The 11,789-nt window shown below is 69.0% G+C and carries 12 protein-coding genes; 6 read left to right on the top strand and 6 right to left on the bottom strand.

Annotation, left to right across the window (positions count from 1 at the left end; translation table 11 throughout):
* The first annotated feature begins 49 nt into the window (after window positions 1-49).
* The gene (locus AC07OZ_RS16695) at window positions 50-529 is read left to right on the top strand and encodes a carboxymuconolactone decarboxylase family protein (protein WP_495468215.1); all 480 of its coding nucleotides are present in this window, start codon (window positions 50-52) and stop codon (window positions 527-529) included.
* A gap of 51 nt (window positions 530-580) precedes the next feature.
* Window positions 581-1,087, top strand: coding sequence for a hypothetical protein (locus AC07OZ_RS16690; RefSeq protein WP_495468214.1), 507 nt, complete (start codon window positions 581-583; stop codon window positions 1,085-1,087).
* 73 nt (window positions 1,088-1,160) lie between these two features.
* Here AC07OZ_RS16690 and AC07OZ_RS16685 read toward each other — a convergent pair whose 3' ends face one another.
* The 4 genes from AC07OZ_RS16685 to AC07OZ_RS16670 all read right to left on the bottom strand — a co-directional run bounded on the left by AC07OZ_RS16685 (window position 1,161) and on the right by AC07OZ_RS16670 (window position 5,752).
* Complete coding sequence (locus AC07OZ_RS16685; protein ID WP_495468213.1) at window positions 1,161-2,597, bottom strand: catalase; 1,437 nt, start codon at window positions 2,595-2,597, stop codon at window positions 1,161-1,163.
* A gap of 58 nt (window positions 2,598-2,655) precedes the next feature.
* Window positions 2,656-4,035, bottom strand: coding sequence for a cytochrome b (locus AC07OZ_RS16680; protein ID WP_495468212.1), 1,380 nt, complete (start codon window positions 4,033-4,035; stop codon window positions 2,656-2,658).
* Between the two features lie 48 nt (window positions 4,036-4,083).
* Window positions 4,084-4,578, bottom strand: a complete 495-nt coding sequence (locus tag AC07OZ_RS16675) for an Ohr family peroxiredoxin (RefSeq protein ID WP_495468211.1) — start codon at window positions 4,576-4,578, stop codon at window positions 4,084-4,086.
* 109 nt (window positions 4,579-4,687) lie between these two features.
* The gene (locus tag AC07OZ_RS16670) at window positions 4,688-5,752 is read right to left on the bottom strand and encodes a LysR family transcriptional regulator (protein WP_495468210.1); all 1,065 of its coding nucleotides are present in this window, start codon (window positions 5,750-5,752) and stop codon (window positions 4,688-4,690) included.
* A gap of 228 nt (window positions 5,753-5,980) precedes the next feature.
* On the opposite strand from AC07OZ_RS16670, the gene AC07OZ_RS16665 reads away from it, so the two are divergent.
* Complete coding sequence (locus tag AC07OZ_RS16665) at window positions 5,981-7,006, top strand: alpha/beta fold hydrolase (RefSeq protein WP_495468209.1); 1,026 nt, start codon at window positions 5,981-5,983, stop codon at window positions 7,004-7,006.
* Between the two features lie 135 nt (window positions 7,007-7,141).
* Window positions 7,142-8,002 (top strand): alpha/beta fold hydrolase, encoded by an 861-nt coding sequence (locus AC07OZ_RS16660; protein WP_495468208.1) that lies wholly within the window; start codon window positions 7,142-7,144, stop codon window positions 8,000-8,002.
* Between the two features lie 2 nt (window positions 8,003-8,004).
* On the opposite strand, the gene AC07OZ_RS16655 is transcribed toward AC07OZ_RS16660, so the two are convergent.
* Window positions 8,005-8,997 (bottom strand): SDR family NAD(P)-dependent oxidoreductase, encoded by a 993-nt coding sequence (locus AC07OZ_RS16655; RefSeq protein ID WP_495468207.1) that lies wholly within the window; start codon window positions 8,995-8,997, stop codon window positions 8,005-8,007.
* Between the two features lie 217 nt (window positions 8,998-9,214).
* A complete protein-coding gene (locus AC07OZ_RS16650) occupies window positions 9,215-9,964 on the bottom strand; it encodes an SDR family NAD(P)-dependent oxidoreductase (protein WP_495468206.1) in 750 nt (249 codons plus the stop codon).
* 152 nt (window positions 9,965-10,116) lie between these two features.
* On the opposite strand from AC07OZ_RS16650, the gene AC07OZ_RS16645 reads away from it, so the two are divergent.
* Window positions 10,117-11,010: a LysR family transcriptional regulator gene (locus AC07OZ_RS16645; RefSeq protein ID WP_495468205.1), complete on the top strand. Its 894-nt coding sequence runs from the start codon at window positions 10,117-10,119 to the stop codon at window positions 11,008-11,010.
* 15 nt (window positions 11,011-11,025) lie between these two features.
* On the top strand, window positions 11,026-11,448 hold the full coding sequence (locus AC07OZ_RS16640; RefSeq protein WP_495468204.1) for a hypothetical protein: 423 nt from the start codon (window positions 11,026-11,028) through the stop codon (window positions 11,446-11,448).
* The last annotated feature ends 341 nt before the right edge of the window (window positions 11,449-11,789 follow it).

Below are 11,789 nucleotides of genomic sequence, written 5' to 3'. Positions count from 1 at the left end.
CGCCGATGGTGGCGGGGCCGGAATTTCCCCTCCATCGAAGGAACCCACCATGTCCGAACGCATCAACTACATGAAGCAGTCGCCCGAGCTGTTCAAGAAACTGGTCGAGCTCGCGCAGGCCGCCCACGTCGGCGCGATCGAACCGGCGATCAACGAGCTGATCGCCCTGCGCGCCTCGCAGATCAACGGCTGCGGCTTCTGCGTCGACATGCACGTCAAGCAGGCCCACCTGCTCGGCGAACGTGAACTGCGCCTGCACCACGTCGCGACCTGGCGCGAGTCCTCGCTGTTCTCGCCGCGCGAGCGCGCCTGCCTCGCCTGGACCGAGTTCCTCACCCGCCTGCCCGACGGCGGCGTGCCCGACGACGTCTATGAACGCGTCCGTACCCAGCTCAACGAGCAGGAGATCGTCGACCTGACCTACCTCGTGATGCTGATCAACGCCTGGAACCGCGCCAATGTTGCCTTCCATATTCCTCCGGGTGCCTGGGACAAGACCTTCGGTCTGGACAAGGCCAAGCTCAAGTAACCGCGCCGGCCCGGCGGACATCGCCGGGTTCCGCCCACGCAGGAGCCTCCGATGCTGGCCTGGCCCTTCTTCCTCAGCCCGCCCGCGGACCTCGCGTCTGGCGCGTCCGCGTCAGTGAACGAGCGCGCGCGCTGCTTCGTCGAGACGGCCTTCCGCCGCATCGAGGCGCAGCGGATCGACGACCTCGTCAGGAGCTACCGCCGCGGGGGCGGGCTGATCGAGGCCAACGCGCTCGCGCTGTGCCTGCGCGAGCGCTGCGACCAGCCCATCTCCCGCCTGGCGCGCTGGATCGTGCGCCGCGACATCGTCGTCGTCGCCGGGCACGGCGCGCTGCTGGTGCCGCTGTTCCAGTTCGACGGCGCCACCGGCGAGGTCCTCGCCGTGGTCCGCCAGGCCCTCGAAGAACTCAACGGCGCCTTCGACGATCGGGAGATCGCCGACTGGTTCGTGCAGCCCAATTGCTGGCTGGACGACCACTGGCCGCTCGATCTGCTTGAGAGAGATCCGGCCGCCGTGGTCGAAGCGGCGCGCGCCGACCGGTTCATCGCCCGAGGTTGAGCTGAGGCTGAAGTTGCGGCCGACCTTGAATGCAGTCGACGTTGAAAGAAGCCCCGCCTAGGCGGGGCTTCTTTCATTTGCCGATCCGCGCGAGCGCGTCGGCGACGCCGGCGCCGTAGTCCGGATCCACCGTCGTGCAGTTGGCGACGTGGCGATGCCGCACGTCCTCGCTCGCACCGGCGATCGAGCGCGCGGTGTTGTCGAAGAGCCGCTGACGTTCCTCCGCCGACATCAGCTGGAACAGCGCCCGCGGCTGCGACCAGTAGTCCTCGTCGACGCGGTGGTCCCAGTGCCAGGCCTCGCCATGCAGCGCCAGCGGCGGATCGGACTGCCGCGGGCTGTCCTCCCACTCGCCCAGGCTGTTGGGCACATAGCCTGGGATGCGGCCCTTGTTGCCGTCGACGCGCATGCTGCCGTCGCGGTGATAGGTGTGGAAGGGGCAGCGCGGCGCGTTGACCGGGATCTGGTGCGCGTTGACGCCCAGGCGGTAGCGCTGCGCATCGCCGTAGCTGAAGAGCCGCGCCTGCAGCATCTTGTCCGGCGACACGCCGATCCCCGGCACCAGGTTGGCCGGCGAGAACGCCGCCTGCTCGACCTCGGCGAAATAGTTCTCGGGGTTGCGGTTGAGCTCGAGCACGCCGACCTCGATCAGCGGGTAGTCGGCATGCGGCCACACCTTGGTCAGGTCGAAGGGGTGGAAGGGGCAACGCGCCGCCTGCTCTTCCGTCATGACCTGGATGAACATCGTCCAGCGCGGGAAGTCGCCGCGCTCGATCGCGTCGAAGAGATCGCGCTGCGCGCTTTCCCGGTCGTTGGCGATGATCTCGGCCGCCTGCGCGTCGGTCAGGTTGCGGATGCCCTGCTGCGTCTTGAGCGTGAACTTGACCCAGACCCGTTCGTCCCGCGCGTTGATCAGGCTGAAGGTGTGGCTGCCGAAGCCGTGCATGTGGCGGTGGCCGTCGGGCAGGCCGCGGTCGCTCATCACGATGGTGACCTGGTGCATGGCCTCGGGCAGCAGCGTCCAGAAGTCCCAGTTGTTCTGCGCGCTGCGCAGGTTGGTGCGCGGGTCGCGCTTGACCGCATGGTTCAGGTCGGGGAAGCGCAAGGGGTCGCGCATGAAGAAGACCGGCGTGTTGTTGCCCACCAGGTCCCAGTTGCCTTCCTCGGTGTAGAACTTGATCGCGAAGCCGCGGATGTCGCGCTCGGCATCGGCCGCGCCGCGCTCGCCGGCGACCGTCGAGAAACGCAGGAAGACCTCGGTCCGCTTGCCGATCTCTGAGAACAGCTTGGCCCTGGTGAAGGGCCGGATGTCGTGCGTGACCGTGAAGTGGCCATAGGCGCCCGATCCCTTGGCGTGCATGCGGCGCTCGGGGATGACCTCGCGGTCGAAGTGGGCCAGCTTCTCGATCAGCCAGAGGTCCTGCAGCAGCGCGGGACCGCGCGGACCGGCCGTGGCGATGTTGAGGTTGTCGGCGACCGGCGCGCCGTTGGCGTGGGTGAGTTTCTTCATGTCGGAACTGCGTGGAGCGATGTGGCGAAAAGGGGAGGGCGCGGGCGCGTGAGACGCCTCAATGCGGCGTGAAGCGCACCCGCGCCGGGACGGGCTTGAACCGGCCGCGGTGGGACCAGACCGGCATCAGCAGGAAGAAGCCGAAGTACACGAGCGTCAGCACCTGCGAGAGATAGCCGCCCCAGACGGTCGGCGGTTTCGTGCCGAGCACGCCCAGCACGAGGAAGGACACGACGAGCACGCCGTAGAGCCCGCGGTGCCAGCCCGGGCGGAAGCGGATCGAGCGCACCGGGCTGCGGTCCAGCCAGGGCAGGAGATAGAGGATCAGCACCGCGCCGCCCATCACGACGACGCCCATGAACTTGGCGTCGACCGCCTTCATCGCGGCGGCGGCGGCGATGGCGCCGAGGGCGATCGCCAGCCGCTGGCGCGCGGAGCGCCGCTTGAGGACGATGGCCGCGACGGCGGCCGCCGCGACGATGACGCAGAGCACGTCGACCATCGGGTCCGTCGTGGCGCGCAGCATCGAATAGAAGGGCGTGAAGTACCAGACCGGCGCGATGTGCGGCGGCGTCTTCAGCGGATCGGCGGGGATGAAGTTGTTGTACTCGAGGAAGTAGCCGCCGCCTTCGGGCGCGAGGAACACGACCGCGCTGTAGATCGTCAGGAAGACGATGACCCAGAAGATGTCGTGCACCGTGTAGAAGGGCTGGAAGGGGATGCCGTCCAGCGGATGGCCGTCCGGCCCCAGGGTGGCCTTGATGTCGATGCCGTCGGGGTTGTTGGAGCCGACCTCGTGCAGCGCCAGGATGTGGAAGGTCACCAGCCCGAGCAGCGCGATCGGGATCGCGATGACGTGCAGCGCGAAGAAGCGGTTCAGCGTCGCGTCGCCGACGACGTAGTCGCCGCGGATCAGCAGCGCCAGGTCCGGACCGACAAAGGGCACGGCCGCGAAGAGGTTGATGATGACCTGCGCGCCCCAGTAGCTCATCTGGCCCCAGGGCAGCAGGTAACCCATGAAGGCCTCGGCCATCAGGCACAGGAAGATGGTGCAGCCCAGCAGCCAGACCAGCTCGCGCGGCGCGCGGTAGGAGCCGTAGATCAGCCCGCGGAACATGTGCAGGTAGGCGCAGATGAAGAAGGCCGACGCGCCCGTCGAATGCATGTAGCGGATCAGCCAGCCCCAGGGCACGTCGCGCATGATGTACTCGACGGAGGCGAAGGCCCGCTCGGCATCGGGCTTGTAGTGCATGACCAGGAAGATCCCGGTCACCAGCTGGATGGCCAGCACCACCAGCAGCAGCGAGCCGAAGATGTACCAGACGTTGAAGTTCTTCGGCGCGTAGTACTCGCCGAGGTGCTTGTTGTAGAACGCGGTCAGCGGGACGCGTTCGTCGATCCAGCGCAGCAGCGCGGGCTTGGCAGGAAGTTCGCTCATGGCCGCCTCCGGGCTGGGGCAGGGGTGGACGCGGATCGGACCCGGGGGTCAGGTCTCGACCCGGATGGTGCTGGCGATGCCCTGGCGGGCCATCTTGGCGTAGGGACAGAGACGCTCGGTCTCGCGCACCAGACGCTCGGCGGTGGTGCGGTCGTGGCCGGGCAGCTTCACGACGAGGTCCGCGGTGATGGTGTGCCGTCCGTCGACCGGGTCGCGCCCGAAGGCGACGGTCACGTGCACCGCGCAGTCGTCGATCGCGATGCCGTGCCGCGCGGCGAGCAGGTTCAGCGCGCCGTGGAAGCAGGCGCCGTAGCCGGCGGCGAAGAGCTGTTCGGGGTTGGTGCCGCCGCCGTTGCCGCCCATCGCATGGGGCAGGCGCAGCTCGATGTCGAGCGCGCCGTCGTCCGACCGGAGGCGGCCGGAGGCGCGCGCGTGACGCGCCTCGCCGCCCTCGACCTGGACGGTGGTCACATAGAGCGCCTGGAAATCGGCGCCGCGGTAGGCGTCGAGCAGGCTGGTTGGCGGGGGGCGAAGATCGGTCACGATGTCGTCTCGGTGCGGGAGTGCGAGGAGTTCAAGGCGTGCGAGGAACTCGGGGAGTGCGATGGATGCTAGGAATGGCGGAAGATCCGCGCCAGCCACCCCGGGGCCATCACACTGTTGACTGCGCCGCACCAATGGCGTCGGACGTCGCCGGTGGCAGCGGCGCGCGGTCGAGGAATCCGTCCGCGCACTGCAGCTCCGAGGCGCGGATGGCCGCGGTCATGTGGTCGACGAAGACCCGGATCCGCGACGGCAGGTGCTGCCGGCTGAGGTAGCAGATGTAGTGGCCGCGGTCGTCGGGCGCGTACTCCGGCATGCAGGCGAGCAGGCGGCCCTCGCGCAGCAGCTGGCAGACCTGGTAGCCCGCGAGCTGCGCCAGCCCCTGGCCCTGCAGCACGGCCTGCAGCACCAGGTCGGCATCGTTGAAGGTGATGCGGGACTGCGGCGCGAACTTGCGCAGCTCGCCCTGGACCTTGAACTCCCACTCGAACACGCGGCCCGAGGCGGCGCGGAAGTTCACGCAGTCGTGCTGCGCCAGCGCCTCGATGGAGTCCGGCATGCCGCGTGCGCGGACGTAGGCCGGCGAGGCGCAGACCAGCAGCTGCATCGGCACGATCTGCCGCGCGATGATCTGGCTGTCTTCCATGCGGCCGTTGCGGAAGGCCACGTCGACGCGGTCCGAGGTGAAGTCCGCCGGCGCGTCGCTGAGCACCAGATCGAGCGTGACGTCGGGATATCGCGCGCTGAATTCGCGCAGCAGCGGCGCAACGATGCGCCGGCCGAAGTCGACCGCGGCGCAGATGCGCAGCCGCCCGCTGGGCGGTCCGTCGCGCAGCTCGCGCAGGTCCTCGAGCGCCTGCGAGATCTGCGCCACGCCGGGCTGGCAGCGCCCGTGGAAGAGCTCGCCCTCGCGCGTCAGCGCGAGGCTGCGCGTGGTGCGGCTCAACAGCCGAGCGCCGAGCTGGGTCTCGAGTTTCTGGATGGCGCGGCTGACCGCGGAACGGCCGATGCCGAGCCGGTCGCCGGCCTTGGCGAAGCTGCCCTCGGCGACGACGGTCATGAAGGCCACGACGCCGGCGTAGCTCGTGGCGAAGCTGGACGCGAGCGCGTCCGGCGAGGCCGATGGAGAGGCGGAGGAGGAAGCGGAAGGAGCGGAAGGAGCGGGAGCGGGCATGGCGTCTCGGACGTGTACAGAGTGTCGTTGGACCGGGTCACTATGCGGGACGCGGGCGACGCGATTGGTGTTCGTCGGGCAACACAGAGACGACTCGCCGAGGGCTGGCCGCGATCGGATCGGATTCCTACATTTCTCACGTCACATCGACGCCTGCTACCTCGTCATCGGATGAAGAGCGGGGACAGGCGATGTGCGATCCCTCCATCGACCCACAGGAATCCACCCATGATCACGAACGAAATCAACCTGTCCGGCGGCGCGTCCCGCCGTCACCTGCTCATCGGCAGCGGCACGACGGCGCTGGCCGCGGCGGCGCTGACGATGGCGGCCACGCACGGTGCGTCCGCGGCCGGCAGCACGGGCTCCGGCTCGGGCGGCTCGGGCTCGGGCGGCTCCGGCTCCGGCGGTGCCGCCGGACCGTCCTCGTACATCACGACGAAGGACGGCGTGCAGCTGTTCTACAAGGACTGGGGTCCGAAGAACGGCCAGCCCATCGTCTTCAGCCACGGCTGGCCGCTGAGCTCGGACAGCTGGGATGCGCAGATGGTGTACTTCGCCGATCGCGGCTTCCGCGTCGTGGCGCACGACCGCCGCGGCCATGGCCGTTCGAGCCAGCCGTGGGACGGCCATGACATGGACCACTACGCCGACGATCTCGCGGCGGTGGTGCAGGCGCTGGACCTGCGCAACGCGGTGCACGTGGGCTTCTCCACGGGCGGCGGCGAAGTGGCGCGCTACATCGGCCGTCATGGCACGAAGCGCGTGGCCAAGATCGCCTTGATCTCGGCCGTGCCGCCGCTGATGGCCAAGGGCCCCACCAATCCGGACGGCGTGCCGATCTCGGCCTTCGACGAGTCCCGCGCCGCGCTGCTGAAGAACCGCGCGCAGTTCTTCAAGGACGTCCCGTCGGGCCCGTTCTACGGCTTCAACCGTCCGGGCGCCAAGCCGTCGCAGGGAATGATCGACTACTGGTGGCTGCAGGGCATGCAGGGCAGCCACAAGGCAGTGCACGACTCGATCAAGGCGTTCTCGGAAACCGACTTCCGCGAGGACCTGAAGAAGTTCGACAAGCCCACGCTGGTGGTGCACGGCGACGACGACCAGGTCGTGCCGATCGACGTCGGCGGCCGCCGCACCGCGCAACTGGTCAAGGGCGCGAAGTTCATCGTCTACGCAGGCGCGCCGCACGGCCTGGCGGAGACGCATGCGGACCGGCTCAACGCGGACCTGCTGAGCTTCATCCAGTCCTGATCGGGATCCGACCGCCCAGGCGGCGGTGGCACGCCGGGGCCGGTCCCTGCGCCGCCGCTGCCCGCCGTCACCGGACCTGGGCGGCTCCTTCGGGCGGCGCCGCGCGCCGCCTCTCCTTCTCATCTCCTTGCGATCATGAACATCTCTTCTCAAATCCTCCGGGGCTTTTCGATCCCGGCGCTGCTGGTGCTGGGGGCGCTCGCCGCGATGCTGGCCGTCCCGTTGCGCGCCGATGCTGCCGCCACCGCCAAGGGCGCCAAGCCGGAGCAATCCGGCAAGGCCGCAGAGCCGCGCCCGACCATCGTGCTGGTGCACGGCGCCTTCGCCGACGCGTCCAGCTGGAACAACGTGGCGCGCCGCCTGCGCGGTCAGGGCTACACCGTGACGGCGATCGCGAACCCGCTGCGCGGCGTGGCCAGCGACGCGCGCTACACGGCCCGCGTGCTCGACGGCATCAGCGGTCCCGTGGTGCTGGTGGGTCATTCCTACGGCGGTTCGGTGATCAGCGCGGCGGCCGTCGGCAAGCCCAACGTGAAGGCTTTGGTGTACGTGGCCGCCTTCGCGCCGGATGTCGGCGAGAGCTGCGCCTCGTTGTCGGGCAAGTTCCCCGGCAGCACGCTGGGCGGTGCGCTGGCCGCGGCCGTGCCGCAGGACGGCGGCGCCTCGGACCTGTACATCCGTCAGGACCGCTTCTGGCAGCAGTTCGCCGCGGACGTGCAGGAGGGTGACGCGCTGCTGATGGCGGTCGGCCAACGCCCGATCACCGATGCGGCCTTGAACGAGCCCACCGGCGAGATCGGCTCGGCGTGGAAGACGCTGCCGTCCTACTTCGTCTTCGGCACGGGTGACAAGAACATCCCGCCGGCCGCGCTGTCGTGGATGGCTGAGCGCGCGAACTCGCGCGGCACCGTGTCCATCCCTTCGGCCTCGCATGTGCCGATGGTGAGCCATCCGGAGACGGTGACGAAGCTGATCGTCCAGGCAGCGCGTTCCTGAGCTCAGAAGCGTTCGCCGACGAGTGCTTCGCTGCGCACCCACATCGACGCGGCGACGGCCGGATCCAGGGCGAGCGCGCTGACGCCTTCGGCGAGAGGACTGACGGACGCGTCGACGATGTCGGAGACGTGGCAGTTCTCGCAGTACCGGCCGCCGACTTCGTCGGCCGGCGCGACGAAGCCCGCCCACACCGACGTGGCCGCGCCTTGCTCGACGGTCTTCCACTGGAAGGGCGGCTTGCCTTGCGCCGTCAGCGTGGCGCTGATGTTCGCCACGGCCTGATCCATGACGTCCTGGCCGATGTGGCGGCCCAGGCCGGTGCGGATGGTGCCGGGATGGACGGCGGCGGCGCGCACGCCGCGATCGCGGTGGCGCCGGTCGAACTCGACGGCGAACAGCACGTTGGCGAGCTTGGAGCGCGCATAGGCGATCTGCGGGTGGTAGTCCGAGCGCTCGACGTTGAGGTCGTCGAAGTCGCCGTCGGCCGCGCGGTGCGACGACGAGGCGACGACGACGAGCCGGCTGCCCGCACCCATCAGCGACGCGATGCGGTTGACCAGCACGAAGTGGCCGAGGTGGTTCGTCGCCAACTGCGTCTCGAGGCCGTCATCGGTGCGGGCGAACGGCGTGGCCATCACGCCGGCGTTGGCGATGACGACGTCGAAGGGCTGCGCGCGCTGCAGCAAGGCCTGCGCGCAGCCATGCACGCTGGCCAGCGAGGCGAGGTTGAGCGGGACCAGGTCGAGGCCGCCGCCGTGGCGCGCGGCCTCCCGCACGACGGCGGTGGCCGCGGCGGCCTGATCGGGCGAGCGCACCGCGCCGACGACGCGGGCACCACGGGCGACGAGCACGCGGGCGGTCTCTATGCCCAGGCCCGACGAGGCGCCGGTCAGCAGGACGTGGCGACCGCGCAGGTCGAGGTCGCCGAGCACCTCGTCGGCGGTGGAGTTCGCGTTGAAGGCGTTGAGGCCGTTGGCACTGTCAACGGCGGCCACGCGAGAAGGTGGGAATTGCAAGGGGTTTGTCATGACGGGAATTGTGGAAGTCGGGACCATATCGGCGACGCTCGCATTGGTGTGTGCGTGGCAACACAGTCATGACGCGCGGACAGCACGTGGGTGGCGCGCCGCCCGGCGGGCCGAACGCCCCGAGCGAATCGATCGGGTTGCCCGGCCTGGCCTCGCACGAATTCACGCCGGCCGGCGCTGGTGCTCAGAGCAGGCTCATGCCGCCGTCCACCAGCAGGTTGACGCCGGTGATGAAGCTGCTGTCCTCGCTCGCGAGGAACAGCGCCGCGCGGGCGAGTTCCTCGGGACGTCCGAACCGTCCCAGCGGGATGGCCGCGGACACGGTCTTCTCGAACTCGGCCTTGTTCTTCGGATCCACGCCGAGCTTCTCGAGGATGGGCGTGTCGACGGGACCGGGGCTGATGACGTTCACGCGGATGCCGCGGTCCTTGAGCTCGATGGACCAGCTGCGCGCGAAGGCTTCGATGGCGGCCTTGCTGCCGGCGTAGACGACGTGGTTCTCCATGTACTTCGTGCCGGCGATCGAGCTGACCAGCACGATGGCGCCGCCGTCGGACATCAACGGCATGGCCTTGGTGACGCCGAAGAACACGCCGCGCGTATTGGTGGCGAAGTGCGCGTCGAAGTCTTCCGGCGTCACGGCGGACGAGGGCTGGAGCACGGCCATCCCGGCGTTGGCGACGTACATGTCGATGCGGCCGTGGATCCGGGCGATGTGCTCCACCAGACGGTCGTGCGTGGCCAGGTCGGCGATGTCGCCGACGACGCCCGTCGCGCGCGGGCCGAGCCGGGTCAGCGCGGCGTCGACGGCGTCCGCGCGGCGACCCACGATGACGACGGATGCGCCGGCATCGACGAACGCCTGTGCGGTCGCCAGGCCGATGCCGCTGTTGCCGCCGGTCACGACGGCGACTTTGCCTTCCAGTTTCTTCACGGGGGATTCCTTTCCGGTGTGGTGCTGCTTGAGGACAACCGCGGACGTTTCGAAGCCGCGCGGCATGGCGATCACTCTAGGCAGCAGGGCGCCCGGCCACTAGCCGGTGGAGAGGCACAAGCGTTGTTCCTGGAAGGGGGCAATCCATGGTGATGGCGACGCCCGACCAGACCCAGGGCTTGCTGGCTTTCGTGCGCAGCGTGCAGATGGGATCGTTCAGCGCGGCGGCGCGCGCGCTCGGGGCCACGCCCTCGGCGGTATCCAAGGCCGTGGGGCGCCTGGAGAAGCGACTGGGTGTCCGTCTGCTGCAGCGCACGACGCGCGCATTGATCCCCACGCAGGAGGGCGGCGCCTTCTTCGAGCGCGTCGGTCCCTTGCTGCGCGCGCTCGACGAAGCGGGCGAGGCTGTGCGCGCCGTCGACACCGTGCAAGGCGCGCTGCGGGTGTCGGCGCCGGCGGTGTTGGGCCGCGTCCTGGCGCTGCCGATCCTGCGCGAGTTCGCCCCGAGGCATCCCGCGCTGCACCTGGATTTCAGCGTCACCGACCGGCCCGTCGACCTGATCCGCGAAGGCATCGATGTGGCGATTCGCGTGGGCGAGGTCGAGGACGACCGGCTGAACGCCCGTCTGCTCGCGCGGATGTCGCTGGTGCTGGTCGCCTCGCCGGACTACCTGTCGGCGCGCGGTCGCGCCATGACGGTAGACGAGCTCTCACGCCACGCGCATCTGCGCTACGTGCTGAACGGGGGCGCGCAACCGATCGTGCTCGGAGATGGCCGGACGGTGGAGCCGACGCCGGTGTTCGACACCGACTCGGGCGACGTCCTGCGGATGGCGGCGCTGAGCGGGCTGGGTGTCGCCCAGATCCTCGCGTCGTCGGTGCGCGACGACCTGCGCGAGGGACGTCTGCAGCCGGTGGCGCCGGCGCTGCTGATGCCCTCGGTGCCAGTCCATGCCTTGCACGCGTTCGGGCGGCATACGCCGGCGCGGGTGCGGCGGTTCATCGATTTCCTCGTCGAATGGTTCGACGGGGCGGCGCCTGACTGACATGAAGGAACTCCCATGACTGCGTACTCATTGCTTCGTTCCCTGGGCGTGATCGGGCTTCTGGTCGCGACCTGTCCCAATGGTCTCGAGGCGGCTCCGAATGCCGGGATGACTGAGTCCAGATGGCACTGCAAGACGCCCGGGTGGGTCATGCTGATGCACTGGCGTCAGGTGAGTTCAGCGGAGGGCTGCGATGGAGAGGCTTGTCGGCTTGTCATGGAGCCGATGACCGAGGGCGTGCTGATGACGGAGCACGGGCGACGTGTTGGCGTCGTCGAAGTCCGCGGCGATGGACTGAAAGGCTGGACCTTCAAGGACATCGAGGGGCGGCGGTGGCATCTGCGCGGGCAGTCGGGCAGGCTCGATGGCACGGTGTCGGATCGGAGGAAGAGGCAGGCGGTGTCTTGCAGGCTCGCGCCGGGCGGGGGGCAGGAGTAGGTTGGTTGGAGCTGCGAAGCGGCCGGTAGCTTCAGACTGACCGCGGAAGTTCACCATCGGCCGCTTTGCGGCGGTACGACACCAGGCAGGGAACCCAAGGGGCTCCGTACGGCGCCGCCGTCCACCTTGAATACATGGGCATAGATCATGGGGGTCGCGAAATCAGAATGACCGGCAGGGCGCCTGTTTTCGTTGTCGCCCCCCGGTTCTCGAAGGTGAGCAACCGGGAAAGACCTGAGCCGATTGGTGCCAGATGTCCTCAAGTCTGTGGATGTGATCCCACCTCGAAGCTGAAATGCTGACCCCTCACTTGGATGTCAGTCTCGCTGGCGCCCGTCTCG

The organism is Roseateles sp. GW821-FHT09G03 (assembly GCF_059416045.1).
Note: the sequence above shows the minus strand (reverse complement) of the source record. Positions and strands in the feature narration are given on the sequence as shown.

What these genes read in the sequence shown, in the direction of transcription:
- AC07OZ_RS16695 (WP_495468215.1), top strand. Translation starts at nt 50, where the DNA reads ATGTCCGAACGCATCAACTACATGAAGCAGTCGCCCGAGCTGTTCAAG.
- AC07OZ_RS16690 (WP_495468214.1), top strand. Translation starts at nt 581, where the DNA reads ATGCTGGCCTGGCCCTTCTTCCTCAGCCCGCCCGCGGACCTCGCGTCT.
- AC07OZ_RS16685 (WP_495468213.1), bottom strand. Translation starts at nt 2,597, where the DNA reads ATGAAGAAACTCACCCACGCCAACGGCGCGCCGGTCGCCGACAACCTC.
- AC07OZ_RS16680 (WP_495468212.1), bottom strand. Translation starts at nt 4,035, where the DNA reads ATGAGCGAACTTCCTGCCAAGCCCGCGCTGCTGCGCTGGATCGACGAA.
- AC07OZ_RS16670 (WP_495468210.1), bottom strand. Translation starts at nt 5,752, where the DNA reads ATGCCCGCTCCCGCTCCTTCCGCTCCTTCCGCTTCCTCCTCCGCCTCT.
- AC07OZ_RS16665 (WP_495468209.1), top strand. Translation starts at nt 5,981, where the DNA reads ATGATCACGAACGAAATCAACCTGTCCGGCGGCGCGTCCCGCCGTCAC.
- AC07OZ_RS16660 (WP_495468208.1), top strand. Translation starts at nt 7,142, where the DNA reads ATGAACATCTCTTCTCAAATCCTCCGGGGCTTTTCGATCCCGGCGCTG.
- AC07OZ_RS16645 (WP_495468205.1), top strand. Translation starts at nt 10,117, where the DNA reads ATGGCGACGCCCGACCAGACCCAGGGCTTGCTGGCTTTCGTGCGCAGC.
- AC07OZ_RS16640 (WP_495468204.1), top strand. Translation starts at nt 11,026, where the DNA reads ATGACTGCGTACTCATTGCTTCGTTCCCTGGGCGTGATCGGGCTTCTG.